20 protein-coding genes are annotated in these 26,903 nt (G+C 37.0%); 12 read left to right on the forward strand and 8 right to left on the reverse strand.

Annotated elements, in window-relative coordinates; translation table 11 throughout:
• Nucleotides 1-141: 141 nt before the first annotated feature.
• Nucleotides 142-2,556, reverse strand: coding sequence for an alpha/beta hydrolase family protein (locus ABID46_RS07830; protein WP_354508788.1), 2,415 nt, complete (start codon nt 2,554-2,556; stop codon nt 142-144).
• Nucleotides 2,557-2,708: 152 nt separating this feature from the next.
• Between ABID46_RS07830 and ABID46_RS07835 the strand changes: the two genes are divergently transcribed.
• From ABID46_RS07835 to ABID46_RS07845, 3 genes are read left to right on the forward strand one after another with little or no spacing between them, the layout of a single operon-like run.
• Nucleotides 2,709-3,680, forward strand: a complete 972-nt coding sequence (locus ABID46_RS07835; RefSeq protein ID WP_354508790.1) for a polyprenyl synthetase family protein — start codon at nt 2,709-2,711, stop codon at nt 3,678-3,680.
• Nucleotides 3,680-4,672, forward strand: a complete 993-nt coding sequence (locus ABID46_RS07840; RefSeq protein ID WP_354508792.1) for a GSCFA domain-containing protein — start codon at nt 3,680-3,682, stop codon at nt 4,670-4,672. Before ABID46_RS07835 ends, ABID46_RS07840 begins: the two co-directional genes overlap by 1 nt.
• A complete protein-coding gene (locus ABID46_RS07845; protein ID WP_354508794.1) occupies nt 4,662-5,429 on the forward strand; it encodes a TatD family hydrolase in 768 nt (255 codons plus the stop codon). The genes ABID46_RS07840 and ABID46_RS07845 overlap by 11 nt, the downstream gene beginning before the upstream one ends.
• A gap of 24 nt (nt 5,430-5,453) precedes the next feature.
• Here the strand turns inward: ABID46_RS07845 and ABID46_RS07850 are convergent, their stop codons facing one another.
• Nucleotides 5,454-6,575: a T9SS type A sorting domain-containing protein gene (locus tag ABID46_RS07850; protein WP_354508796.1), complete on the reverse strand. Its 1,122-nt coding sequence runs from the start codon at nt 6,573-6,575 to the stop codon at nt 5,454-5,456.
• A gap of 201 nt (nt 6,576-6,776) precedes the next feature.
• Between ABID46_RS07850 and ABID46_RS07855 the strand changes: the two genes are divergently transcribed.
• Nucleotides 6,777-7,208 carry an Hsp20/alpha crystallin family protein gene (locus tag ABID46_RS07855; RefSeq protein WP_354508799.1) on the forward strand — a complete coding sequence of 144 codons (432 nt, stop codon included), beginning with the start codon at nt 6,777-6,779 and terminating at the stop codon, nt 7,206-7,208.
• 56 nt (nt 7,209-7,264) lie between these two features.
• Here ABID46_RS07855 and ABID46_RS07860 read toward each other — a convergent pair whose 3' ends face one another.
• Both ABID46_RS07860 and rimO read right to left on the reverse strand, forming a co-directional pair.
• On the reverse strand, nt 7,265-8,164 hold the full coding sequence (locus tag ABID46_RS07860; protein ID WP_354508801.1) for an EamA family transporter: 900 nt from the start codon (nt 8,162-8,164) through the stop codon (nt 7,265-7,267).
• Between the two features lie 78 nt (nt 8,165-8,242).
• Complete coding sequence (rimO, locus tag ABID46_RS07865) at nt 8,243-9,547, reverse strand: 30S ribosomal protein S12 methylthiotransferase RimO (RefSeq protein ID WP_354508803.1); 1,305 nt, start codon at nt 9,545-9,547, stop codon at nt 8,243-8,245.
• 159 nt (nt 9,548-9,706) lie between these two features.
• On the opposite strand from rimO, the gene ABID46_RS07870 reads away from it, so the two are divergent.
• A complete protein-coding gene (locus ABID46_RS07870) occupies nt 9,707-11,149 on the forward strand; it encodes an alanine/glycine:cation symporter family protein (protein WP_354508805.1) in 1,443 nt (480 codons plus the stop codon).
• A gap of 163 nt (nt 11,150-11,312) precedes the next feature.
• Here ABID46_RS07870 and ABID46_RS07875 read toward each other — a convergent pair whose 3' ends face one another.
• Both ABID46_RS07875 and ABID46_RS07880 read right to left on the reverse strand, forming a co-directional pair.
• Nucleotides 11,313-11,888, reverse strand: a complete 576-nt coding sequence (locus ABID46_RS07875; protein ID WP_354508807.1) for an acyl carrier protein — start codon at nt 11,886-11,888, stop codon at nt 11,313-11,315.
• Nucleotides 11,889-11,909: 21 nt separating this feature from the next.
• Nucleotides 11,910-12,098 carry a hypothetical protein gene (locus ABID46_RS07880; protein ID WP_354508809.1) on the reverse strand — a complete coding sequence of 63 codons (189 nt, stop codon included), beginning with the start codon at nt 12,096-12,098 and terminating at the stop codon, nt 11,910-11,912.
• Nucleotides 12,099-12,675: 577 nt separating this feature from the next.
• Between ABID46_RS07880 and ABID46_RS07885 the strand changes: the two genes are divergently transcribed.
• From ABID46_RS07885 to ABID46_RS07905, 5 genes are all read left to right on the forward strand, one after another.
• Nucleotides 12,676-16,074 (forward strand): methylmalonyl-CoA mutase family protein, encoded by a 3,399-nt coding sequence (locus ABID46_RS07885; RefSeq protein WP_354508811.1) that lies wholly within the window; start codon nt 12,676-12,678, stop codon nt 16,072-16,074.
• A 711-nt stretch (nt 16,075-16,785) separates the two neighbouring features.
• Entirely contained in the window at nt 16,786-19,197 is a 2,412-nt protein-coding gene (locus ABID46_RS07890; RefSeq protein ID WP_354508813.1) for a beta-mannosidase, read from the forward strand.
• A gap of 42 nt (nt 19,198-19,239) precedes the next feature.
• Nucleotides 19,240-19,710 carry an Xre family toxin-antitoxin system antitoxin gene (locus ABID46_RS07895; RefSeq protein ID WP_354508815.1) on the forward strand — a complete coding sequence of 157 codons (471 nt, stop codon included), beginning with the start codon at nt 19,240-19,242 and terminating at the stop codon, nt 19,708-19,710.
• A 3-nt stretch (nt 19,711-19,713) separates the two neighbouring features.
• The gene (locus ABID46_RS07900) at nt 19,714-20,166 is read left to right on the forward strand and encodes an RES family NAD+ phosphorylase (RefSeq protein ID WP_354508817.1); all 453 of its coding nucleotides are present in this window, start codon (nt 19,714-19,716) and stop codon (nt 20,164-20,166) included.
• Between the two features lie 101 nt (nt 20,167-20,267).
• Nucleotides 20,268-23,636 carry a GEVED domain-containing protein gene (locus tag ABID46_RS07905; RefSeq protein WP_354508819.1) on the forward strand — a complete coding sequence of 1,123 codons (3,369 nt, stop codon included), beginning with the start codon at nt 20,268-20,270 and terminating at the stop codon, nt 23,634-23,636.
• A gap of 73 nt (nt 23,637-23,709) precedes the next feature.
• Here the strand turns inward: ABID46_RS07905 and rlmN are convergent, their stop codons facing one another.
• A complete protein-coding gene (gene rlmN / locus ABID46_RS07910; protein WP_354508821.1) occupies nt 23,710-24,762 on the reverse strand; it encodes a dual-specificity RNA methyltransferase RlmN in 1,053 nt (350 codons plus the stop codon).
• Between the two features lie 30 nt (nt 24,763-24,792).
• On the reverse strand, nt 24,793-25,842 hold the full coding sequence (queA, locus tag ABID46_RS07915; RefSeq protein ID WP_354509015.1) for a tRNA preQ1(34) S-adenosylmethionine ribosyltransferase-isomerase QueA: 1,050 nt from the start codon (nt 25,840-25,842) through the stop codon (nt 24,793-24,795).
• Nucleotides 25,843-25,980: 138 nt separating this feature from the next.
• On the opposite strand from queA, the gene ABID46_RS07920 reads away from it, so the two are divergent.
• Both ABID46_RS07920 and ABID46_RS07925 read left to right on the forward strand, forming a co-directional pair.
• Nucleotides 25,981-26,541 carry a TlpA family protein disulfide reductase gene (locus ABID46_RS07920; RefSeq protein ID WP_354508823.1) on the forward strand — a complete coding sequence of 187 codons (561 nt, stop codon included), beginning with the start codon at nt 25,981-25,983 and terminating at the stop codon, nt 26,539-26,541.
• A gap of 10 nt (nt 26,542-26,551) precedes the next feature.
• Nucleotides 26,552-26,839: a DUF493 family protein gene (locus ABID46_RS07925; RefSeq protein WP_354508825.1), complete on the forward strand. Its 288-nt coding sequence runs from the start codon at nt 26,552-26,554 to the stop codon at nt 26,837-26,839.
• Nucleotides 26,840-26,903 lie beyond the last annotated feature (64 nt).

Below are 26,903 nucleotides of genomic sequence, written 5' to 3' on the forward strand. Positions count from 1 at the left end.
TGTCATGGTGTAATCGCGTTGGGTACGCTTTTGATAATTTGTCTCTTCTTTCATAATGATTCTTTTTTTTTGTATCATTATTTCAGGACGAGACATTAGCATAAAAAAGAAAAGCTCCGAGTAAATTCGGAGCTTTTTCTTTTATTTCCCTTCAGAGGGTTTCAAATATTTTTCTAAGAATTGATCTTGTTCCCACAAAAGGTGCATCAAATTCTCTTTGGCCACATAACTATGACTTTCTTTTGGCAAAATAACCATTCGAACCGGCGCTCCCAATCCTTTTAATGCTTGAAAATAACGTTCGGTTTGTAAGGTAAATGTGCCAGGATTGTTATCTGCTTCACCATGTGTCAACAACATCGGCGTTTTCATTTTATCGGCATTCATAAAAGGAGACATTTTGGTATACACATCTTTTGCTTCCCAGAAATTTCGTTGTTCTGTTTGAAATCCAAATGGCGTTAAGGAACGGTTGTAAGCACCACTTCGTGCAATTCCAACCGCAAATAAATCGGAATACGTCAACAAATTCGCTGTCATAAAAGCACCATAAGAATGTCCACCAACACCTACGCGCTTACGGTCGATGTAGCCCATTTTATCAATTGCATCGATGGCAGCTTCCGCATTCCAAACCAATTGCTCTACGAAATTGTCATTGGGTTCGGTTTCACCTTCACCAATAATCGGGAAAGCTGCATCATCCAAAACAGCGTAACCACGCGTTACCCAATACACGAAACTTCCATAATAAGGGAAGGTAAATTCGTTGGGGTTATGAGCAGATTGTCCTGCGCTATTTTTGTCTTTGTATTCTGCCGGATAAGCCCAAATCAACAAAGGTAATTTGTCTTTTTTGTTATAGTTTGCCGGCAAATAAAGGGTTCCAGATAATTCAACTCCATCTTTTCGTTGGTATTTTACCACTTCTTTGTGAACTCCTTTGATGCTTTCAAACGGATTTTTGAAATGTGTCAATTGCGTCAAACTTTCTTTTTTCTTGATGTTTCGGAAGTAGAAATTCGGATATTCCGTAGCGGATTCTATTCGAACCAAAGCCGTTCCTTTCTTTGCATCCACAATCGTAATGATGTCTTCTTTTTTATTGGAATAAGAAGATTGATACAGTCTTTTCGTTTTCAAAGTATTCAAATCCAATTGATCGATAAAAGGAAATTGTCCCTTGGGCGTATGACCTTCACCAATCAAGTAGGTAGACTGATTGTCAATTGCCAAAACATATTTTCCGAATTCATTTTTTCTTGTTTCAAATACACCTGGATCGCTATAAATATCTTGATAATTTCGGTCATTGATCAGTTTTAATCCAGCAGATGGATTGGATGGATTGAAAAGGAAAGTTCGTAAGTTTCTTGTATCATACCAATTGTCATAGACTATAGCTGTTTGTTGATTTCCCCATTCGATTCCCGAATAGCGTTGTTCCGTTTTCAATAATAATTTTGGCTCAGCAGTAAAAGGAGCGTCCCAAGAATAGACCGCATCTCTATGCGAAACCTTTTCTGCAGGATCACCGTTGTCCAAAGCTTCTACATACACCAAAGTAGCTGGCAAATCGTCTCTCCAGAACATGGCACGTTTTCCTTTGCGAACCGCCATAAATCCTTTTGGCATAATTTCGGCCAAGTCCAATTGGTTTACTTGTTTTACCAAATTTCCATTGATATCATAAACCGAAGTTTCCATTGGGAAACGGCTCATTGGAACCAAGTAGGAATAAGGTCTTTGAATGGTTGAAATCAAAATCAAATTCCCGTCTGGAGAAAAAGAAATGCTTCTATAAAGATTGGCATCTTTGAATTTGTTTACCGAACCATTGATGTTGACTTTGTAAATTTCAGTCGAAACAATTTGTTCGAAATTATGCTCGTCTGTTTTATTCTTCAATAAATCTTGATAGGTTCTATTTTGCGAAACGCTTCCATCTGAAACCGAAACAATTGGGCCCGTTGGCAAATATTTTTTCGTGTCGATTAAATTTCTTCCTGGTGCAACGTTTCTAATCAATAAATTTTGACTATCTCTAAACCAAGTGATTGGATTTCCTAAATTGGCATTTAAGGGTTGAGTTGAAATTTTCTTTGCACTAACAGTCGCAATGTCTACAAGGTATAATTCCAATCCTTTTTCTCCTGTATGCGTAAAAGCAATTTTGGTTTCATCGGGTGACCAAGTTAAATTCGCAATTCTAGGATTGGTTGGCAATCCCGAAACTTGTTTTTCGGAAGATTCCGAAACTTTTCGAATTTTTAAATTATTGATGTAGGTAATCGTACTCGAAATATTATGATCGGGATTGATTCGAATTCCTCCCAAACGCATTTCCTCTTGATTCAAATCATCAAGTGATTTATAGGTATTTCGATAGGATAATAACATGATTTTCTTGTCAGAATCCATCAAAACAGATGGAGTGCGCTCAAAATCAAATAATTCTAAAATTTCTTTTGGTGGCTTTTGGTACTCGAGATTTTCTTGTGAGAATCCGAAACTGTGGACTAGAAAAATGGCAAGTGCAACTAAACTGCGTTTCATTTACTTGTTTTTAAAATTCATATAAAGACAAATATAAGTTTTCAAAATTGGAAACCGAAAAACTAAAACGCTTTCTAGATAAGAAAAAAGGAATCTTTCATTTTTGGAACTTAGCTGCTTGATGTATCTTTGCCCCACAAGAAATAGAAATCATGAATGTAATCGAAGAATATCAGGAAATAGTAAGCAAAGCGCTAGAAAATTATCAGTTTAACAACGCTGAACCAAAAGAATTATATGAACCTTGTGATTATATTTTAAGCATCGGTGGAAAGCGTTTGCGCCCAGTGATTGTGATGTTGGGATCGTATATTTTTGATGGAAACGTGGAAGATGTAATCAAACCCGCTTTAGCCATCGAGTTTTTCCATAATTTCTCTTTGATGCATGATGATATTATGGACGAAGCTCCTTTGAGAAGAGGTATGCAAACCGTTCATTTAAAATACAACATCAACACTGGAATTTTGTCTGGAGATGCTATGTTGATTCAAGCCTATAGAATGTTTGAAGATCTTCCTGCAGAAAAATTCAAAGCGGTAACCCAATTGTTCTCCAAAACAGCAGTTGAACTTTGTGAAGGACAACAATACGACATGAATTTCGAAACTCAGAAAGAAGTTAGTTATGATGAATACATCAAAATGATTTCTTTGAAAACCGGTGTGATGATGGGTGCTTCCTTGCAAATTGGTGGAATGATTGCTGGTGGAAATGTTGAAGACTGCCAAAATTTATACGATTTCGGATTGCATTTAGGGATTGCTTTCCAATTAAAAGATGATTATTTAGATGTGTTCGGACAAAAAGATTTTGGAAAAATACATGCTGGAGACATCATCGAAAATAAAAAGACCATTTTATACATCAAAGCTTTGGAATTGGCAGAAAAATCAGATGCCGATGAATTGAAGTTTTGGTATGGTATGAAAACCGATAACATTGACAAGGTATATGCAGTAGAACGCATCTATAAAGCTTCCAAAATTGATCATGAAGTCATGAATTTAATTGGAGAATACACTGATAAAGCCATGAGTTTCTTGAACAAAATCAATGTTTCAGAAGAAAAGAAAAATTCCTTAAAAGCTTTAGCTGCTTCTTTGATTGATAGACAAATCTAATGCAATTCAGAACCGAATTACAGATACCCGAGTCTGACAGAAAAATTTCTCATTCCCATAAAATTTTGGGAATCGGTTCTTGCTTTGTCGACAACATAGGCGAGAAGATGGAAGAATCCAAGTTTCAAGTGTTATTGAACCCATTTGGAACTTTGTTTCATCCGCTTGCTATGGAAAATGCTTTGGCAAGAATGCATTCTTTGACCTATTATACTCAAGACGAAATTTTTAAATACAAAGAATTGTATTTCAGTTGGGACCATCATACTTCCTTTAGCCAAACAACCTTGAAAGCGACTTTGGAAAAAATCAACAATGAGTTGGAGATGGCCAATAATTTCTTGCAAAATGCAGATTGTTTCATCTTGACGTTTGGAACTTCTTGGGTGTATAAATTGAAAGAATTAGGTTTATTTGTGGCGAATTGCCATAAAGTCCCCAATCCGAATTTTCAAAAATATCTGTTAACCGATACCCAAATCAAATCATCTATTAAGAATTGTTTCAATTTGATTTTTGATATCAATCCCAATGCGCAGATTATTACGACCATCAGTCCTGTTCGTCATACAAAAGATGGAATGGTAGAAAACAACATCAGCAAATCGAGATTGATTTCCAATCTATGCGATGTCGCGATGCAATATGAAAATGTGGATTATTTCCCAGCATTTGAATTGATGATGGATGATTTAAGGGATTATCGTTTTTACAAAGAAGATTTGATTCATCCCAACGAAACTGCGATCCAATACATTTGGGAGAAATTTTCCGATACCTATTTTGAAAAATCGACCCAAGAGAAAATCGCCATTGCCAAAAAAATTCAACTTTCCTTGGCGCATAGACCGATGAATACCAACACAACGGCCTACAAGGAATTTTTATACAAAACCCAAAAACACATTGAAACGGTTGAGGATAAATTCCCGAAAGACAGTTTCATGATGGAAAAATTATTAGTAAGAAAATTGATGACCAATGCTAATTGATACGCATACCCATTTGTATTCAGAAGAATTTGACGAGGACAGAGACGCCATGATTCAACGTGCTTTTGATGCTGGAATTGAGCATTTTTACATTCCTGCAATTGATTCTTCTTATACCGAAAGAATGTTGGATTTGGAAGCAAACTATCCCAACAATATGCATTTGATGATGGGTTTGCATCCAACCTATGTTAAACCCGAAACTTTTGAAGAAGAATTGGCGCATGTCAAAGAATGGTTAGACAAACGTTCCTTTTCTGCGGTAGGCGAAATTGGCATTGATTTGTATTGGGACAAAACGACTTTGCCACAACAACAAATTGCATTTAAACAACAAATCAATTGGGCAAAGGAAAAAGGTTTACCAATTGTGATTCATGGACGCGATAGTTTCGAAGAAATCTTCGAGATTTTGGAAGAAGAAAAAGACGAAAAACTATACGGAATTTTCCATTGTTTCACCGGAACAAAAGAGGATGCAGAACGAGCAATTGGATTCAATTTAAAATTGGGAATTGGAGGAGTAGCAACCTTTAAAAATGGGAAAATTGATCAATTCTTGCATGAAATTCCTTTGGAACATATTGTATTGGAAACCGATTCTCCTTATTTGGCTCCCGTTCCTTACAGAGGAAAACGAAATGAATCTTCTTATATGGTCAATGTGGTGAATCGATTGGCAGAAATTTACCAAGTTTCAGAAAAAGAAATAGCTCAATCTACCTCACAGAATGCATTGTCCGTTTTTGTTGATTGAGCTATCTATTAAAATAGAAGTTTATTATCTCACCAAGGTAAATTTCGTATTGATGACTTCTACACCTGCTTGGTTCGTCGCTTTCAAAATATAAATTCCTGGTTGTAAAGATCCACTTAAGTTTACTTTGTATTCGCCAACCGAACGTACATTCAACGTATTGGCATACACTTGTTTGTTGTTTAAGTTATAAACGACAACATTCAAATTGCTTAAATCATTGGTTTTTGCCACAATGTTCAATTCGCTGTTTTTTACAATTGTTGGATACAAACTATAATTCGAATTTGCCATTCCATCTAATTCCGCTTGACGTAAGAAATGCTTACTTGCTAAATCATAGACAGGAACTGCATAATCTGAACGGAAGGTTGCTTTCAAGGTTTCGAAGTCCAATGTATAGAAACCGAAATTAGCCGTTGTTCCAATCAAAACTTTTCCGTCAGCCATTACAGCCGCTCCATTTACAGTATATTTTTCCGGTAAACCTTTGATTTGCCCTAAATAGTCAGAAACCATTTTGTTGGGATTGATTTTGAACACATGTCCCGCTGCAGAAAGCGCATAAATATTTCCAAAGGCATCTGCAATCATATCACCTCCATAAACAGAAGTTGCAATGCCAGAAGCTTTCGCAAATTCAGCAATCGAAGGAATAGAACCCAAATTTTGAACAGTTCCATTGGAAGAGATTTTCAATAATTCCGTTCCATTGTTGTTCAAGGCATACATAAATCCATCGGAAGCCGTAGTCATTCTTGCATAATAACTTCCTTGGTCTGTGTTCACCACATTTGCCGAAGCAATTTCCACAATACTTCCTTGTTTTGAAGCAGCATCTACCAAAGCAACACGATTATTGTTCATCGGCATATACACCAATTCACCCGTATTTGAAACCGTCATAGCCGCAATGTATTTTCCGCAGCTACACGCTTTGGTTGCGTTGGTTTCAGCATTTTCTATCGTTAATTTATCTGCTTTGGAAAGCAAAATGTTGGAAGAGTTCAAGTTGTTGGCATCCAATGTTCGGAAATCATTGAATTCGATTTTTCCTTTTGTTAATCCTGTTGCAGCATAAATATCTTGTGCATTTACTGTAATTCCAGCCACTAACATAGAGGTAAACAATAGAGATTTTTTCATAGTTATTTTCTATTAAGGATTTGTTTCCTAAAGGTACACAATAAATTTTAAAATCAAAACATTTCCTCAAACCATACTAAATACGTCAATTTGACACCTATTTTTAATCGAAATTCGATAAAATCAGCCAAAATGACTGATAAATTTCATTGGAATACAAATTGAAATTTACTTTTCAAACAAATTAAAATTTAAAAAAAAATGAGAACACCCATAAGAAGAAGCCAAGATTTATTTGGAGGATTAATTGAAAACATGTTGAACGATACGCAGAACTTTAAAAAGGAATTGAAAAACTTTTGGGTTATGCCAGCAGTAAATATCAAAGACAAAGAAGATGAATTTGAAATTGAATTAGCAGCTCCAGGTTTACAAAAAGAAGACTTTTCAATCGAGGTAGAAGAAGATTTATTGAAATTGAGTGTGGATAAAAAGCAAGAAAATGAAACCGTACAAGAAAACTTCACACGCAAAGAATTCAATTTCACAAAATTTCAACGAAACTTTTCACTTCCAAAAAATATGATTGACACAGACAATATGAAAGCCAATTATGTGGATGGAATCTTACGAGTTTCTTTACCAAAAATCAAAGAAGCAAAGAATACAAAAATCAAGATTGCAGTTAATTAAGGTTTAGGTTAGGTTATCAAATAAATAGATGCAATCCGGCCTGATGGAGAAATTCATCAGGCTTTTTGTTTGCCTATCTTTGATTTGATAACATCCCAATTGAATAGTAAAACCGAAAAGAAAATCAAGAAATACGCAAATCCTTGGGCTAAATTTACCTTTTCTTGAAAGTAAAATACAGCCAATAAAAAACTTAAAATCGGATTGATGTTGATGAAAACGCCTACAACAGAAGAATTCAATTTCTTCAAGGAAAATACATTCAAATACATCGGAATGATCGTAAATACAATGGCAATCAATACAACCAATCCATAGAACAAACTTCCTTTTTCAACGCCTGTATCGGTATTCATGAAAAATAAGGGCGAAAGTAGGATAGAACCCAATACAATTTGCCCCGTTAACGTAAACAATTTGTCCAACTGGTTGTTTCTCTTCTGTAAAATCAAATAAATCGCATAAGAAAGCGCAATGATCATACTGTAAAGCAAATCGAGGAAATGACCAATCGATAAAATCAAACAACTAATTCCACTTAATAAAATAGCGGTTTTTTGAACCTTGCTTAATTTTTCCTTTAAGACGAAAAAGGCTAAAACTGTGGTAAGAATCGGACAAATCAAATAGGCGAGAGAAGTCGCATTGACACTGACATTGTTCATTACATATATAAACAAAAACCAATTCAAAGCAAGCAAAGCTGCACTAGCAACGTTTACCCAAATGATATTGGATCGTTCCTTTCGAGAAAATCCTTTAAAACCTTGAATGTTCTTTTGGGTTTGTTTCCATTGAATAACAAAACTGAACAACAAAATAAAAATCGACGCAAAACTCATCCGATATACCAAAATATCGACTGACGAATACGCACTCAAAGGTTTCAACGCCAAACTAAACAACCCCCAAATGGTGAATGCTATAATGGCGGCTGCATAATATTTTGAATTCAATTTTTTAAAAGTATAATGTATGAATGTAAAATGTATATTGTATATCTTCAAGTATACAGTATCAAACTACAATTTACGTTAGACAAGTTTTCCGTACAAATCAAATTCCTCCGCACGTTCAATGACAACATTGACAAATTCTCCTGGAGACAAATAAACTTCCTCAGCAGAAATCAACACTTCATTGTCCACATCGGGCGAATCAAATTCTGTACGACCAATGAAATAATTTCCTTCTTTGCGATCAATCAAAACTTTGTATTCTTTGCCAATTTTTTCTTGGTTAAGTTCCCAAGAAATTTGCGTTTGAATTTCCATCAATTCTTCAACACGCGCTTGTTTTACTTCTTCTGGAACATCGTCCACTAAATTAAATGCGTGTGTATTTTCTTCGTGTGAATAAGCAAAACATCCCATTCGATCAAAACGTTGGTCTTTGATCCATTGCTTCATCTCTTCGAAATGCGCTTCTGTTTCTCCTGGATATCCTACAATCAAGGTTGTACGAATCGCCATACCTGGAACTTTCGTACGGAAAGCATCCAACAAAGCATTCGTTTTTTCAAAGGTAGTTCCGCGACGCATCGATTTTAAAATATCGGTAGAAATATGCTGTAAAGGAATATCGATGTAATTACAAACTTTAGGTTCTTCACGGATTACGTCCAAAACATCTTCTGGGAATCCGCTTGGGAATGCATAATGCAATCTGATCCATTGAATTCCGTCAACTTTGACCAATTCTTTCAATAAATCCGCAAGCGCACGTTTTTTGTAAATATCCAATCCGTAATAGGTCAAATCTTGGGCGATTAAAATCAATTCTTTTGTTCCACCTTTTGCTAGATTTTGCGCTTCTTTTACCAAAGTTTCTATCGGAGTCGAAACGTGTCCACCGCGCATCAAAGGAATCGCACAAAACGAACAAGGTCTGTCACAACCTTCAGAAATTTTCAAATAAGCATAATGTCTTGGGGTAGTCGTCAAACGTTCCCCAACCAATTCGTGCTTATAATCTGCGCCCAAAGCTTTCAACAACAAGGGCAATTCACGCGTTCCAAAATATTGATCCACATCGGGAATCTCACGCTGTAAATCGGGTTTGTAACGTTCAGAAAGACATCCGGTTACAAAAACCTTCTCAACCTTTCCTTGATCTTTCAAATCGACATATTCCAAAATCGTATTGACACTTTCTTCTTTTGCATTGTCAATAAAACCACAGGTATTGATAACGATGATATCGCCGTGATCGGCTTCATGACTCACGTCTTTTCCGTTTGCTTTTAATTGGCTCATCAATACTTCTGAGTCGTAAACGTTTTTAGAACAACCCAATGTGATCAAATTGATTTTCTTTCTCCCTGTCGATTTTGTACGCATAATTCACTTGAAATTCAGGGCGCAAATTTACGGGAATAAATCCGTAGTGGGAAATCTTCTGGTTTAAATTTAAATTGGACAATTATATTCGGCGAAAATTCCTCAAACTAATTTTTTATGTATTTTTGAAATCGGCTCAAAAAGCCAAAAGCAAAACACATGACAGACTTTATTAACAAAATCAATGGAATCGTTTGGAGCGAAGCCTTGATTATTCTTTGTATTGGCGCAGGAATTTATTTTTCCATTGCAACCAAATTTTTACAAATCACCAACTTCAGAGACATGCTTCGATTATTGTTTGCCAAAGCAACCAATGATTCTGGCGTTTCTTCTTTCCAAGCATTTTCGGTAGCACTTTGCGGACGTATTGGAACAGGGAACATCGTGGGTGTAGCAACCGCCATTGCCATGGGTGGTCCTGGAGCCGTTTTTTGGATGTGGGTAATTGCCATTTTGGGTTCGGCGACAGCTTATATTGAAGCCACGCTTGGGCAGATTTACAAAGAAAAGAAAGATAGCGAATACCGAGGAGGACCCGCTTACTATATAGAAAAAGGAATGGGCGTGAAGTGGTACGCCATGTTATTTGCATTGGTTACCATTGTTTCCACTGGATTATTATTACCAGGCGTACAAAGTAATAGTATTTCGAGTGGAATGAGAACTGCCTTTGAAATCCCGACTCATTATACCGCAATCGCGTTAGTTGTTTTAACTTTATTGATCATTTCGGGAGGAATTAAACGGATTTCCAAATTCTCCGAAATCATCATTCCCATCATGAGTGGCGGATACATTTTATTGGCGCTGATCATCATTGGAATGAACATAGGCCAAGTTCCCGAAATGTTTTCATTGATCATTCGTTCAGCATTTGGAATGGAAGAAGCCTTCGGCGGAATCATCGGAGCAGCCATCGCTTGGGGAGTAAAAAGAGGAATTTATTCCAACGAAGCCGGACAAGGAACTGCTCCACATGCCGCAGCTGCAGCAGCCGTAACGCATCCTGCGAAACAAGGTTTGGTTCAAGCATTTTCAATCTATGTCGACACCCTTTTGGTTTGTACCGCGACGGCTTTTATAATTTTGATTACTGGCCAATACAACGTTACGCCAGCAGATTCAGAAGCACTTATCACCCATATTCCGGGAGTCAATTATACGGCCTTTACACAATACGCGATTGCACATCATTTCCCTGCAATGGGTAGTGCTTTTGTAGCCATTGCTTTGTTTTGTTTTGCCTTTACGACGATCATTGCCTATTATTACATGGCCGAAACAAATTTCGCCTATTTGGACAAGAAAAACCAGTATTTCAAATACGGAAAATGGGTAATTGCCTTGATGGTTTTAGCTTCCACCTACTATGGAGCTGTCAAAACAGCAGATGTTGCTTGGACTTTGGGTGATATTGGAGTAGGGAGCATGGCTTGGTTAAACTTAATAGCAATCCTAATCTTACACAAACCCGCACTAAAAGCATTAAGAGATTACCGCGCACAAAAGAAACAAGGAAAAGACCCAGATTTCAATCCAACTGAATTGGGCATCAAAAACGCCGAATTCTGGAACGAAGAAGAAAATCAAAACAAATAATAAACAAAGCCTTTCGAAAGAGAGGCTTTTTAATTTCTACCTAAATAACAGTAATCATTAAGACGCTAAAACTTAATTCCTTTAAAAACCTTAACTCCTTAATGTTTCATATCAGAAATCAAGAATCAAGAATCAAGAATCAAAAATCTATCCTAAAACCTCCTCAATCAATCCTCAAATCCTTCACAAAAGACTTCTCAGGCGTAACCTCATAAACATCCGCTCCAATCCTGTCTACCGTAATTCCCGCCACACCCAAATAAATCTCATAAAGCGAATTAGAATTTTCAAAATCAACTATTTCCAAAAAATTCGCCACCAAAACACCATTAATAAAATCCGAAACCAACAAATCCTTCCATTTATACAAAGGTTTGCTGAAAACATATGAAAGCGAAACCCTTTGCCAATTCGAATCCCCGAAATAAGGCGTTTCAATTGTATAAACCGATGCTTCCCGCAACCGCTTCCATTGTTCCGTAGAATCTTTGTGTAGATACGTAGAAATCTTATCAGTCGGAGAAATCATTGCCGTCGGAAAAACAGACTGAAGATTAGCCATAATTTCCATTTTCAACTCCTTATCTCGTTTAGATTCCTCTACACCAACCCCTTTCAAATCAGCAACAGCCTGCGTCATATCTTGAATCGTATAAATTGTAGCAGCAACCTTATCCGGAATATCAACCCCAAACCCCTTTTCAATCGCCATCAACAATTCCACCGAATCTAAGCCCATAGATAAATCATTCAATTAAATTCAAAGCCCATTTTGCTTATAAGCATCTTCCACAAACTGCACAGCTTCAGCAACCGAAACCTCAAAAGCCCCAGCTTTACCCGCATCAAAAGCCTCTAGCCAGATTGCATATCCTTCCTCAAAATCGGGGAGAGGCTCCTTAATCGAAACCAATTTCAAAACAGAATTTCGTAAAGAACTTTCCGCCATAGGTAGATGTCCAATGGTTTCAGCAAATTCACCATCGACCGATTTCGCAATTTTTAAATCTTTTACAGCGATATGAATGTATCTTTCAGTAGCGGAAATCGAATCAATTTTTAAAATCTGAAGTGTCGACTCAGGTTATTGCGCACGACTTTCATACGACCAAACCTGTCCCACCTGAAAGTCTTGTGATTTCCCTATCCCAAACATCGAAAAAAATGAAGCCATAAAAAGGAGGTTTTTAAACATTAAGGGAAGATAATTAAATTTTAAGATATAATATATGTATAGTCTTTATTACCTTAATAATCTTCATTTCTTAATGTTTCAAACCTTTACGCCCGACTACATTACAACTTTCAATTTATCCTTTAGAACTTCCTCACCCTTTTTTATGCTGAGCTCGCCTGTCCGCCGTAGGAGGATCGAAGTAAGGCTAGGGGAAAAGGAAGTTCAATCACTTAAATCTTTCAATTCATCAATCCAAAATCAACAATCAGAAATCTAAATTCAACAATCAGAATTCAGAAATCAAAATTCTAAATAAATCCGTATTTTTGGCAGAATCAAGATTAATACAATGCAAGAGACACAAACCACACAAGATTTCGATATCAAGAAAGACATATACAAACCCAAAAATGCCATTCGTGTTGTAACAGCCGCTTCACTTTTTGACGGCCACGACGCAGCCATCAACATCATGCGTCGTATGATCCAACGTACAGGTGTCGAGGTAATCCACTTAGGACACGACAGAAGCGTTGAAGAAGTAGTCAACACTGCCATTCAAGAAGATGCACAAGCCATCGCGATGACTTCCTACCAAGGTGGACACAACGAATATTTTAAATATATGTACGACTTGCTGCAAGAAAAAGGCGCAGGTCACATCAAAATCTTCGGCGGAGGCGGAGGAGTAATCCTTCCAACCGAAATCAAAGATTTGATGGACTACGGAATCTGCCGTATCTATTCACCCGACGACGGACGTGAATTAGGTTTACAAGGGATGATCAATGATTTGGTCATGAAATCAGATTTTCCAACGGGTGACAAATTGACGAATGAGATGATTGCTTCTTTGGAAGACAAAAACATTCATTCCTTGGCGCAAGTTATTTCAGCATTCGAAAACAATTTAGATACACATCAAGACGCTTTCAACCATATTCAGGAGAAAGCAAAACAAAATAACATTCCCGTTTTAGGAATGACCGGAACGGGTGGAGCAGGAAAATCTTCTTTGGTGGACGAATTAGTTCGTCGTTATTTGTTGGATTTCCCTGATAAAACCATCGGAATCATTTCAGTCGATCCAACGAAACGTAAAACTGGTGGAGCTTTGTTAGGCGATAGAATTCGTATGAATTCCATCAACAATCCACGTGTTTATATGCGTTCGATGGCGACGCGTCAAGAGAATTCTTCGATTTCCAAACACATTGCGCCTGCATTAGATGTTTTGAAAGCGGCAAAATTTGATTTGATCATTTTGGAAACTTCTGGTATCGGTCAATCAGGTGCAGAAGTATTGGAATACGCAGATCTTCCATTGTACGTAATGACGCCCGAATACGGTGCTGCTTCTCAGTTAGAGAAAATCGATATGTTGGACTATGCGGAAATCGTAGCGATCAACAAATTCGACAAAAAAGGAGCAGAAGATGCCTTACGTGATGTAAAAAAACAATACCAACGCAATCACGAGCGTTTCGACGTGATGCCAGACCAAATGCCGGTTTATCCGACACGTGCATCTCAATTCAATGATGCAGGAACCAATTCATTGTACAAAGCTTTGGTCAATCGTCTAAACGAAATCGCTTCTGGTAAATTTGAATCTTCTTTGGAATTTGGTCCAGTGGCAAAAGAACAAACCCAAGCCATCATTCCTCCAAAACGAAATCGTTACTTATCTGAAATCGTAGAAAACAACCAAACCTACGATCAATGGGCAGAGGAACAAGCAAAATTGGCACAAGAAGCTTACGCATTAGACGTTTCAAGTTCCATACTAAATGATGATTCTTTAAAATCTAATTTAGAGCAAGTTAAATCTGAAAAATTAGAGCGTTTAACGCCTGAAAATAGAAACATCGTTCTGACTTGGGACGAAAAGAAAAAACAATATTCCGACGAATTTTATTCGTTCAAAGTTCGCGACAAAGAAATCAAAATCGCTACGCATTCGGAATCTTTATCACACCTTCAAATTCCAAAAGTTGCCTTACCAAAATATACGGCTTGGGGCGACATTTTGAAATGGAGTTTGAAAGAAAACGTTCCAGGAGAATTCCCATATACATCCGGAATTTATCCGTTCAAACGTACTGGCGAAGATCCAACGCGTATGTTTGCGGGTGAAGGAGGGCCAGAACGTACCAATCGTCGTTTCCACTATGTAAGTTTGGGAATGCCTGCAGCACGTTTGTCTACGGCATTTGATAGTGTGACTTTGTATGGTCAGGATCCGGCAGTTCGTCCTGATATCTACGGAAAAATTGGAAATGCTGGTGTTTCGATAGCAACCTTAGACGATGCCAAAAAATTATATTCAGGTTTTGATTTATGTGCGCCATCGACTTCAGTTTCGATGACCATCAATGGTCCAGCTCCGATGTTGTTAGGTTTCTTTATGAACGCAGCCATTGACCAGCAATGCGAAATCTACATCAAAGAAAATGGTTTAGAAGAGAAAGTGGAAGCGCGTTTAAAAGAAAAATTCGACGACAAAGGTTTACCAAGACCTTCATACAACGGTGAATTACCAGAAGGAAACAATGGCTTAGGGTTGATGTTGTTAGGATTAACAGGTGATGAAATTTTGCCGGCTGATGTTTACAACGAAATCAAAGCAAGAACTTTGTCAACCGTTCGTGGAACCGTTCAAGCCGATATTTTAAAAGAAGATCAAGCACAAAATACATGTATTTTCTCGACTGAATTTGCGCTTCGTTTGATGGGGGACGTTCAACAATATTTCATCGATAAAAAAGTACGTAATTTCTATTCGGTTTCCATTTCAGGGTATCACATTGCAGAAGCGGGCGCAAACCCAATTTCACAGTTAGCATTTACCCTTGCAAATGGATTTACCTATGTGGAATATTATTTGTCGAGAGGAATGCACATCGATGATTTCGCTCCGAATTTATCGTTCTTCTTTTCAAACGGAATCGATCCAGAATACGCAGTAATCGGACGTGTAGCAAGAAGAATTTGGGCGAAAGCAATGAAAAACAAATACGGCGGAAACGAACGTTCACAGATGTTGAAATACCACATCCAAACTTCGGGTCGTTCGTTACACGCGCAAGAGATTGCCTTCAACGACATCCGAACGACGTTGCAAGCTTTGTATGCGATTTACGATAACTGTAATTCATTACATACCAACGCTTATGACGAAGCAATTACAACCCCAACCGAAGAATCAGTTCGTCGCGCAATGGCGATTCAGTTGATCATCAACAAAGAATTAGGGTTAGCGAAAAATGAAAACCCAATTCAAGGTTCGTTTATCATTGAAGAATTAACCGATTTGGTGGAAGAAGCCGTGTATGCTGAATTTGATCGATTGACCGATCGTGGTGGCGTTCTAGGTGCGATGGAAACAATGTACCAACGTGGAAAAATTCAAGATGAATCGATGTATTACGAACATTTGAAACATACAGGCGAATTTCCTATCATTGGGGTGAATACGTTCTTAGGAGCAGATGGTTCGCCAACTGTAACGCCAGATGAGGTAATTCGTTCAACAGAAGAAGAAAAAGAATACCAAATTGAAGCGGTTCATAATTACCAAAAAGCCAATGCCGAACATTCTGCGACAAGCATCCAAAAATTGAACGAAGTCGCTTTAAACAACGGAAACTTATTTGAACAAATCATGGAATCCGTGAAGTCAAATTCTTTAGGCGAAATCACCAATTCCTTGTTCAACGTAGGAGGGAAGTACCGTCGTAATATGTAATTCGATTGACGATAAACGAAATTCGATTGACGAATTTCAAAACTTATAATATAAACCTTGTTGAGATTTCCTTGACAAGGTTTTTTTTAATTCATTTCCTCCCTTTAGGGTTGGGGAAAAGAAATGAATTCTTTCTTGTTTGTCTTTCCGAGCAAAACGAAGTGGAGTGAAGGAATCTCAAACTTTTCAAATTCTTAACGTTTAAAGAACTATTACGCCAAGCTTCACAAAGAATACGCAAAGTTTCGCAAAGAGTTTATAAGGATTTATGATTAATTCATTTCCTCCCTTTAGGGTTGGGGGAAAGAAATGAATTCTTTCTTGTTTTTCATTCCGAGCAAAACGAAGTGGAGCGAAGGAATCTCCTAGTCACCCTGCCCCGATAGCTATCGGGAGTCGAAGGGCTTTGCAATCCTTTGCACTTTTGCAATCCTTTCCGTAATAACTATTACGACAGCGTTTTTGAAACATTAAGAAATTAAGATGTTTAAGAACAATAAGTTTAAATTACTATGAAACGAAAGTTTTCTATGAAAAACTAAAAAAATATGCACTCTATCTATGTTCCTATGTGGTTTAAATTTGGAATTATAAAACAATAGGAACCTAAAAAAGAAATCTTTATTTTCGAATAAATAATTTGCATTGAAAAAAATCCTTTCTATAATCATATTCCTTCTATTTATTCTACTTCATTCCCAAGTGAAACGAATGGATTTGCATTCAAATTGGAAATTTACCGAATCCAAAAAATCAGATTGGAAATCTGCATCGGTTCCGGGAAATATCCATACCGATTTATTTGACAACCAAATCATTCCGCATCCGTTCGAAGGCGATAATGAAAAAGATTTGCAATGGATTTCCGAAAAGAATTGGACGTATCAAACAGAATTCGAATTAACCAAAGAACAACTCAACAATGAAAACATCGATTTGGTTTTTGAAGGGTTGGACACTTATGCAAAAATCTATTTGAATAACCAATTAATTCTGGATACGCAAAATGCTTTTCGCACCTACAAATCAGATGTGAAAAAACGGTTAAAAAAGAAAAATACTCTACGAATTGAATTCACGAATCCGAATTCAATCGAAGAAATCAAAGCCCAGAAAAATCCCTACAAACTTCCCGAAGGCAACCGAATTTTCACCCGAAAAGCCCAATTTCAATACGGTTGGGATTGGGGTCCAAAATACAATACAATGGGCATTTGGCGTAATGTTTATTTGGAGTTTTGGAATGATGCAAGATATGATAATGTTTTTCTTAAACAATTGGATTTAACCGAAGAAAAAGCAAATCTTGAAGTCGAAATAGAATTAATTAATCCTAAAAATAATTTACATAGTATTCATATTTATGTCAATAATGAGGTTGTATATTTTGGTCGAACGTCTGGAAATAAGATTATTGCTCCATTTGAGATAAAAAATCCGAAACTTTGGTGGCCACATAATCTTGGACAACCTTATTTGTATGATATTAAAATTGAACTTAGAGATTCACAAGGATTTATATTAGATGAGCAAGTCATTCGAAAAGGCCTTCGAACCATTGAACTCGTAACCGAAAAAGATGAAATCGGGGAGAGTTTTTATTTCAATGTAAATGGTGTTCCGGTCTATATGAAAGGAGCGAATTATATTCCCCAAAATAGTTTTCAAAATTGGGTCACACAAGACCATTACGACAAGCTCTTAAACGATGCGAAAGCAGCCAATATGAATATGCTTCGGGTTTGGGGCGGCGGAATTTACGAAGACAATTATTTCTACGAAAAATGCGATGAACTAGGCATTTTGGTTTGGCAAGATTTTATGTTTGCCTGCGCAATGTATCCGGGCGATGAAGAATTCATCGAAAATGTCCAACAAGAAGCTATTGACAATGTCAAACGTTTGCGAAATCATACGTCCATCGCGCTATGGTGTGGAAATAATGAAAGCAATGAAGGTTGGCACCGTTGGGGTTGGCAAGATGGACGATCGGACAAAGAAAAACAGGATATTTGGCGCGATTACCAAAAATTATTCAATGAAATTTTACCCAATACAGTAAAAGAATACACCCAAACGCCGTATTGGGAATCCTCTCCGAAATTTGGTCGGGGCGATGCGCGTTATGTTTCGGAAGGTGATGCCCACGATTGGTGGATTTGGCACGATGGCCATCCGTTTGAAAATTTAGAAACCAAACGACCTCGTTTTATGAGTGAATTTGGGTTTCAAGGTTTTCCATCTACTGAATTGATTCACGAAATGTTTGGTAAAGATTCCATTGATTTTAGTTCCTCTAAATTCAAAAACCATCAAAAACACCGCTCCGGATTTGAAACCATCCAAACTTATATGGAGCGTTATTTTCCTGTTCCAAATGATCCGTTGGATTATGCGTACGTAAGTCAATTGGTTCAGGCATACGGAATCGGGAAGGGGATTGAAGCCCAAAGACGAAACAAACCCAATACAATGGGAAGTTTGTATTGGCAATTGAACGACGTTTGGCCCGCGGTTTCTTGGTCGAGTATAGATTGTAAAGGGAATTGGAAAGCAATGCATTATCAGGCGAAGGAAAGTTTTAATGAAATTTTGGTTTCATTTGAACGAAAAGTTAATTTGGTAGATGTGTTCATCGTCAATGATTCTTTGTCTAAGCAATTTGGAAAATTGAAAATTACATTGGCTGATTTTGATGGGAATATTTTAGATCAAATTGAAAAAGAAATCGAAGTTGACGGAAATTCATCCACTATTGTACATACATTGGATATCTCTGATCATCTAAACCGAAAAGACGAAATCTATCTTCATTCAGAATTTAAATCTTATGAAAATGTCTTTTATTTTGTTTCTCCAAAAGAAATGAAATTAAAAGAATCACCTATTAAAACCTCCTTATTTGATACTGCAGACGGAAGTGGTTATATAATTTACTTATCGTCCAATTCTTTGCAAAAATTTGTGGAAGTCAAGTTGAATGCTGAAGGAAAATTCAGTTCGAACTATTTTGATATACTCCCGCATAAAAGCTATTTTCTATTTTTTAGATCAAAAGAACTTTGGCCAAATGGAGAAAAATTGATTTTTAAAACGTTAAATAGTTTGAACTCCCAAAAATAATGTGTAAATTTGAACTATTAAAAGTTTAAAATCATACTAAAAATGGCGACAACACCCTACAAAAACAAGGACATTAAGCAATTCGTTGAAGATATGCCTACGACGTATTTTGTAGGCAATGCCGCTGTACCTTTGGCAGAAATGACTTCCATTCAAAAAATGCATATTGTCAAATCAGGTATTTCCAAAAAGTATTTAGAAATATTTAAAAAATCTACCTCATTGGATTATGACAGTTTAGCAGAAGCACTTTCTGTGACGCGTTCTACTTTAATCAACAAAAAAGGAAATGAAAAATTCAGTGACCAAATCAGTGAAAAAATCATTGCTTTGGCAGATTTGTACTCATTTGGTTATGAAGTTTTTGAAAATCAGGAAAAATTCAACAAATGGATGACTACGTCCAACCAAGCTTTGGGTGGGGTTGCTCCACTTGAAATCATAGACAATATTTACGGGAGAGAAGAAGTCCGCAACCTTATTGGTCGTATCGCTTATGGTGTTTATTCCTAGTCTATGTTGGTATATCGAATTTCCAAAACGCAATATGCTGATGATTTGAATGGTACAGGAGCCAAATTATTTGGTGGCCGCTGGAACCATATCGATACGCCTTGTATTTATACTTCTCAAAGTATTGCCTTGGCAGTATTGGAATTTTCGGTGAATGTAAACATTGAATTTATTCCCAGAGCTTTGAGCATCATTACGTTCGAAATAGACGATCGATTGATCAAAGAAATAAAACTTAAAAAACTTCCTGGAGATTGGAAAGAAGTTCCAGCACCCTTTTCAACCAAAGATTTGGGAACCAAACATTTGAAAAATGGTGCGCCCATTCTGAAGATTCCGTCAACGGTCATCCCTATGGAATTTAATTATCTCATCAATCCCTTTTTTGATAAAGCTCATTTCAAGATTCTGAAAATTGAAGATTTCATCTATGATTTAAGAATTAAAAATGTCTAATGGACATGCTTAGGCCCCTATAACATGAAATAAATCATGTTTTCTTATGAGTTTGTTAAAATTTTGTTTACTTTTAATGTGGGCAATTTTAACATTAACACATGAGAAAAAACTACATTCTTAAGTCAGCAATCTTTGCATCGCTGTCTTTAGGTTGCACGATTAATTTCGCGCAAACCACTCAGGAAAAACAACGAATTGTTGCTGAAAACAACGTTGGAACTTTAAATCTCTTACAACAAGAATTTGAAAATCGATTTCTTCAAAATCAAGTGAAAGTAGATAATTATGTGGTACGAATGAATGTTCCAAAATCGTACAGCACACAGGATGGAACTTTATTTGAAATACAACGAATCGAATCAGACGGGACTCCAATCTACTATCAAACCTATAATATAGCAGCGGCTCGATCCACTAGAACCAATCACCTTCATTCCGGTGGAAGTTTAGGATTGAATTTAATGGGAACTAATATGACCGCGCATGTTTGGGATGGAGGACACGCTCGTGTTTCTCATCAAGAATATGATGGTGCTGGAGGAACCAATCGTGTAACTTTAATGGATACGGCTTCAGAAGGAGGAACTAAGCTGAATTTTCATGCGGCACACGTAACAGGAACCATTATGGCATCTGGAGTTGTAGCCAATGCAAAAGGGATGGCTCCGCACGCAAAAGTCAACGGATATATGTGGAACAATGATGTTTCGGAAGCTACATCTGCTGCATCTAACGGTATGATTATTTCCAATCACTCGTATGGATATCAGTCCATCAATCCTAATACAGGTGCAATGACATTGCCATCTTATTATCCGGGTGCTTATATTACTGATTCGCGTTCGTGGGATCAAATTATGTACAATGCTCCTTATTATTTAATGGTGGTTGCGGCAGGTAATGATGGCCAATATCCGATTACCAACAGTCCATTGGACGGAATGACTGGATACGATAAATTAACAGGTCATGCTACTGCAAAAAATAATTTGGTTGTGGCCAATGCCAATGATGCTAATATCGACAACAATGGGAATTTAATTTCGGTTTCGATTGCATCTTCAAGTAGTCAAGGACCAACAGATGATTATCGAATCAAACCAGATATTGCCGGAAATGGTGTAGGTGTTTATTCGACTTATCAAAACGCTGACAATGCATATGCATCAATTACTGGAACATCCATGGCTTCACCAAACGTTGCTGGATCCTTGCTATTGCTTCAAGAACATGCAAGAAACACCACCGGAAATTTGTATAGAGCGGCAACCATAAAAGGTTTAGCACTACATACAGCTGATGATTCTGGAACCACAGGACCAGATGCTGTTTTTGGATGGGGATTGTTGAATGCTAAAAGAGCTGCAGAAACCATTACAGGAAATGGCAGTACTTCTATCATCCAAGAATCCACATTAAGCCCAGGACAAACGGTGACTTTACAAGTAAACAGCAATGGAACTTCGCCTTTGATGGCTTCCATTTCTTGGACAGACCCAGCGGGAACAACTACGACTGCTTTGAACAATACAACACCTCGTTTGGTAAACGATTTGGACATCCGAGTTACACAAGGATCTACGACTCATATGCCTTGGAGATTAACTGGTGTAACTACCAACGGAAAAGGAGACAACATCCGCGATCCATTTGAACGAGTGGATGTAGCAGGCGCTTCTGGAACATACACAATCACCATTACGCATAAAGGTACCTTAACCAATGGATCTCAAAACTACTCCTTGATTGTTACAGGTATTTCTGCGGCTCCGGTAGAATGTACTGCAACTGTTCCAACTCAATTGGCAACTTCCAATGTAACTGCTAATGCTGCAACCGTTTCTTGGTCAGCAGTTGCAGGTGCTACTTACGATTTGCAATACAAATTAGCAAGCGCGTCTACTTGGACAACAGTAGCTGTTTCTGGAAATACACACAATTTATCTGGATTGGCTGCCAATACTAGTTATAATGTTCAAGTTCGAAGCAAATGTCCTTCAGGAAGTAATTCTGCTTATTCTTCTCCAATTAATTTCACTACGACAGAAGTTCAAATGAATTATTGTACTTCTCAAGGAAATGATTTCTCAGATGAATACATAAGTAGAGTTCAATTGAATACCATTAACAATGCTTCAGGAGCTTCTGGATATTCTAATTTTACCAATATCAGCACAAACTTGACCAAAAATCAAGCTTATACCATTACCATTACGCCAACCTGGACAGGTAGTACGTATTCAGAAGGATTTGCAGTTTGGATTGATTACAATAATAACGGAACATTTGACTCCAATGAGTTGGTGTATTCAAGAGCTGCATCAACAGCATCACCTGCGAGCGGAACCTTTACTGTACCTACTTCAGCTACAGAAGGAGCTACTAGAATGAGAGTTTCCATGAAATACAATGGAATCCCAACGGCATGTGAAACATTCTCATATGGAGAAGTGGAAGATTATACTGTTGTAATTGGGGGATCAGTTGCAGATACACAGGCGCCTTCTGCACCATTAAATCTTGCAGCAAGTAATGTTACATCTACTTCTTTGACATTGAGTTGGAATGCTTCAACCGATAATGTAGGAGTAACTGGATACGATGTTTACAGCAATAATACCATGATTGGAACTGTTACATCAACTTCGGCAAACATTACGGGATTAATAGCTTCTTCAACTTATAGCTTCTTTGTGAAAGCAAAAGATGCGGCAGGAAATCAATCAGCAAATAGTAATACAGTTACCGTAACAACTCCAGCACCGCCTAGTGCAAACTATTGTACTTCCAAAGGAAATAGTGTGGCAGATGAATTCATCAACAGAGTTCAACTGAATACCATCAATAATACTTCTGGTGCAAATGGTGGATATGGAAATTTCACTCATTTGACCACCAATTTAACGAAAGGTACAAGTTATACTATCACCATTACTCCAGGTTGGACAGGTACTCGCTACAATGAAGGTTACGCTGTATGGATTGACTACAACCAAAATGGAACTTTTGAATCCAATGAACGCGTATATTCAAGATCAGCAACCAATGCAACATCTGTTTCTGGAAGCTTCACAGTACCGACTTCAGCTTTAAATGGTACAACTAGAATGAGGGTTTCGATGAAATACAACGCAATTCCAACTGCTTGTGAAACATTCTCATATGGCGAAGTGGAAGATTACACGATTGTAATTGGTAGTGGAACAAATAGTTCTTATGCAATTCCTGACGAATTTGCTGATGCTTTTGCTAAAATTTATCCGAATCCAGTAATAGATGTTTTGAACATTGACACAAATGCAGAAATCAAATCGATTAAGATTTTGGATTTGGCTGGTAAAGAACAATTTAATGTAAATACAGTTCATCAAAATAAATTGAATGTTTCTCATTTAACAGCTGGAATCTATATTCTGGTAATGGAAACGAATCAAGGGCGTATTATGGAAAAATTCATCAAACGATAAGTTAACCTTAATCCAATAAAAAAAGTGGGAGTAATTCCCACTTTTTTTATTTCTATCAATTTAAAAACTTTTTTTATTCGGCCTCCGTTGACTTATTGGCCAATTGACCACAAGCTGCGTCAATATCGCCACCACGACTTTTGCGTACCATAACCGTAATTCCAGCTTTTTCCAATTCTCGCACATAACGTTCTTCTGCCTCAATACTTCTATGGTCAAATTTCCCTTCGCCAATTGGATTGTATTGAATTAGATTCACTTTACTTGGAACTTGTCGGCAGTATTTAATCAAAGCTTTGATATCTTCATCACCATCATTAATCCCTTTCCAAACACAATATTCAAAGGTAATAACCGATCCTGTTGCTTTATACCAATATTGAAGAGCTTCCATAATTTCAGTTAAAGGAAACTTATCCGAAAAAGGCATAATGTCATTTCGTTTGTGTTCGATTGCGGTATGTAAAGATAACGCCAACTTTACACGTAAATTTTCATCGGCCAGCATGTTAATCATTTTCGGAATCCCTGAAGTTGAAACAGTAATCCTTCGAGGTGACATTCCCAAACCTTCTGGAGTGGTTATTTTGCGAATTGCATCTACGACATTTTTGTAGTTCATCATCGGTTCGCCCATTCCCATAAAAACAATGTTGGACAAAGGACGATCAAAATACAATTTGCTTTGACGATCGATTAAGGCTACTTGGTCGACAATTTCGGCTACGTCCAAATTTCGCATACGTTTCAATTTGGCAGTTGCACAAAATTCGCAATTAAGAGAACATCCAACCTGAGAAGAAACACAAGCTGTGGTTCTTGTTTCGGTTGGAATTAAAACAGATTCGACCATCAAACCATCGTGTAATTTTACACCGTTTTTGATGGTTCCATCGTTGGATTTTTGTAGTAAATCGACGTTGGCATTTTGAATGCTAAAGATTTGATTCAATTCGTCACGTAATTTTTTGGACAAATTGGTCATATCCTCAAATGTATGGGCATTTTTCTTCCAGAGCCATTCATAAATTTGTTTGGCTCTGAAAGATTTTTCCCCAATCGAAGTTAATTCTGATTCAATTTCTTGAAGACTTAACTTTCTGATATCTTTTTTGATTTGACTCATATTTTGCGAAACTCGAGTTTCGAATTTCGATTAAATAATTAGCATAGCGTCACCGTACGAATAGAATTTGTATCCTTCTTTCACGGCTTCTTTGTAAGCTTTCATCAACAAATCATGACCAGCAAAAGCGCTCACCATCATAATTAAGGTTGATTTCGGCGTATGGAAGTTTGTAATCATACAATTTGCCACACCAAAATCATACGGTGGGTGAATGAATTTATTGGTCCATCCGTTATATGGATTCAAATGATTGTTAGCAGAAACAGAGCTTTCAATCGCACGCATGGATGTTGTACCAATAGCGCAAACGCGTTTTTTGGCATCAATCGCTGCATTGACAATTTTTGCAGTTTCCTCTGGAATGATCACTTGTTCAGATTCCATTTTATGTTTGGATAAGTCTTCTACTTCAACTGGAGCAAAAGTTCCCAATCCTACGTGTAAAGTTAACTCTGCAAATTCAATTCCTTTGATTTCCAAACGTTTCAATAAATGTTTCGAAAAGTGCAAACCAGCTGTAGGAGCTGCAACTGCACCTTCATGTTTTGCATAAATTGTTTGGTAACGTTCTGCATCTTCTGGTTCTACTTCGCGTTTGATGTATTTTGGCAGTGGAGTTTCTCCTAAATCTTCCAAAGCTTGACGGAACTCTTCGTATGATCCATCAAATAAGAAACGTAACGTTCTTCCGCGAGAAGTCGTATTGTCCACAACCTCTGCTACCAAACTATCATCGTCTCCAAAGAATAATTTATTTCCAATTCTAATTTTTCTTGCTGGATCAACCAAAACATCCCATAAACGAGTTTCTGCGTCCAATTCACGAAGTAAAAAAACTTCAATTTTAGCTCCCGTTTTTTCCTTATTACCCATTAAACGAGCAGGAAATACTTTGGTATTGTTCATAATCATCACATCACCTTCATCGAAATAATCAATTAAATCTTTGAATTGCTTATGCTCGATTGTTTGATTTTTTCTATCTAGAACCATTAGTCTTGCCTCATCTCTTTGTTCAGATGGGTGTTCAGCCAATAATTCTTCCGGTAACTTAAAGTTAAAATCGGAAGTTTTCATTTTCATATCGCAAAATTTTGTGCAAATATACGATGTGCCATACCCCAAAGTCAAGTAAAACTTGTATTTTAATGAATTTAAGGATTTCTTGAGACTAATTATTTGTTTATTTTTGTAAGTCAAAACACAATTACTTCTATGAGATTACGAATTTTATGTTTACTAACCGTTTCCTTGTTTTTTGTTCAATGTGAGAAAACTGAAAAAATTGAAATTGGTGCAATTACAGAAAAAACCCCAGAGGAAATTGCTTCTTATGTGGAATATGCTCCTAGTTTTCAATTCAATTCCATAGAAGGAGAGGCCATTTCATTGGAAGATTTAAAAGGAAAAATTCTTTATGTTGATATTTGGGCAACTTGGTGCAGACCTTGTTTGCAACAATTACCTGCTATGAAAGAATTGGAACAAAAATACAGAGATACCAATGTTCAATTTGTAAGTATTTCTGTCGATCAAGATAGAGACAAAGCTAAATGGGAGAAAATGGTGAAAGAAAAAGAAATGGAAGGTGTTCAACTATTTGCAGGAAAATCAACCTCTTTTAGTGCAGATTACAAAGTGAATTCCATTCCTCGATTTTTAATTATTGGGAAGAATGGTGAATTAATCGATGATAACGCTCCTAGACCTATGAGTCACCTAACTGGAGGAATCAATGAAGAATTGGTTCAAATTTTGGACAAACTAAACAGCTAAACAAATTGATATGAGTGATAAAGAAAAAGAAGAATTTTATATAAAATTCAAAGAGAGACTTGAGAACACCACAGAATTCCCTTCAGATTACACCTATAAATTTATCGTTCCGACAGATAACAAACGATTGGCTGAAGTGCAACGTGTATTTGATGGCGCTCGTCCACAATTTCAAATGAAAGAATCCAAAACGGGTAAATACACTTCCGTAACGGTTGTGGTGTATGTTTTGGATGCAGACCAGGTAATTCATTATTACCAACAAGCGGCATCTGTAAAAGATGTCATGATGCTTTAATTCAAAATAGAAATCGAAATTAATCCTATAGACCCTTTTCATTCGCAAAAGGGTTTTTTATATC

Origin of the sequence: Moheibacter stercoris, from assembly GCF_040545805.1 — a bacterium.
Lineage (GTDB): Bacteria > Bacteroidota > Bacteroidia > Flavobacteriales > Weeksellaceae > Moheibacter > Moheibacter stercoris.

Excerpts from the sequence above, each read along its gene's own strand:
- ABID46_RS07830 (WP_354508788.1), bottom strand. The coding sequence starts at position 2,556 with ATGAAACGCAGTTTAGTTGCACTTGCCATTTTTCTAGTCCACAGTTTC.
- ABID46_RS07835 (WP_354508790.1), top strand. The coding sequence starts at position 2,709 with ATGAATGTAATCGAAGAATATCAGGAAATAGTAAGCAAAGCGCTAGAA.
- ABID46_RS07840 (WP_354508792.1), top strand. The coding sequence starts at position 3,680 with ATGCAATTCAGAACCGAATTACAGATACCCGAGTCTGACAGAAAAATT.
- ABID46_RS07845 (WP_354508794.1), top strand. The coding sequence starts at position 4,662 with ATGCTAATTGATACGCATACCCATTTGTATTCAGAAGAATTTGACGAG.
- ABID46_RS07850 (WP_354508796.1), bottom strand. The coding sequence starts at position 6,575 with ATGAAAAAATCTCTATTGTTTACCTCTATGTTAGTGGCTGGAATTACA.
- ABID46_RS07855 (WP_354508799.1), top strand. The coding sequence starts at position 6,777 with ATGAGAACACCCATAAGAAGAAGCCAAGATTTATTTGGAGGATTAATT.
- rimO (WP_354508803.1), bottom strand. The coding sequence starts at position 9,547 with ATGCGTACAAAATCGACAGGGAGAAAGAAAATCAATTTGATCACATTG.
- ABID46_RS07870 (WP_354508805.1), top strand. The coding sequence starts at position 9,707 with ATGACAGACTTTATTAACAAAATCAATGGAATCGTTTGGAGCGAAGCC.
- ABID46_RS07875 (WP_354508807.1), bottom strand. The coding sequence starts at position 11,888 with ATGGGCTTAGATTCGGTGGAATTGTTGATGGCGATTGAAAAGGGGTTT.
- ABID46_RS07880 (WP_354508809.1), bottom strand. The coding sequence starts at position 12,098 with ATGGCGGAAAGTTCTTTACGAAATTCTGTTTTGAAATTGGTTTCGATT.
- ABID46_RS07885 (WP_354508811.1), top strand. The coding sequence starts at position 12,676 with ATGCAAGAGACACAAACCACACAAGATTTCGATATCAAGAAAGACATA.
- ABID46_RS07890 (WP_354508813.1), top strand. The coding sequence starts at position 16,786 with ATGGATTTGCATTCAAATTGGAAATTTACCGAATCCAAAAAATCAGAT.
- ABID46_RS07895 (WP_354508815.1), top strand. The coding sequence starts at position 19,240 with ATGGCGACAACACCCTACAAAAACAAGGACATTAAGCAATTCGTTGAA.
- ABID46_RS07900 (WP_354508817.1), top strand. The coding sequence starts at position 19,714 with ATGTTGGTATATCGAATTTCCAAAACGCAATATGCTGATGATTTGAAT.
- ABID46_RS07905 (WP_354508819.1), top strand. The coding sequence starts at position 20,268 with ATGAGAAAAAACTACATTCTTAAGTCAGCAATCTTTGCATCGCTGTCT.
- rlmN (WP_354508821.1), bottom strand. The coding sequence starts at position 24,762 with ATGAGTCAAATCAAAAAAGATATCAGAAAGTTAAGTCTTCAAGAAATT.
- queA (WP_354509015.1), bottom strand. The coding sequence starts at position 25,842 with ATGAAAACTTCCGATTTTAACTTTAAGTTACCGGAAGAATTATTGGCT.
- ABID46_RS07920 (WP_354508823.1), top strand. The coding sequence starts at position 25,981 with ATGAGATTACGAATTTTATGTTTACTAACCGTTTCCTTGTTTTTTGTT.
- ABID46_RS07925 (WP_354508825.1), top strand. The coding sequence starts at position 26,552 with ATGAGTGATAAAGAAAAAGAAGAATTTTATATAAAATTCAAAGAGAGA.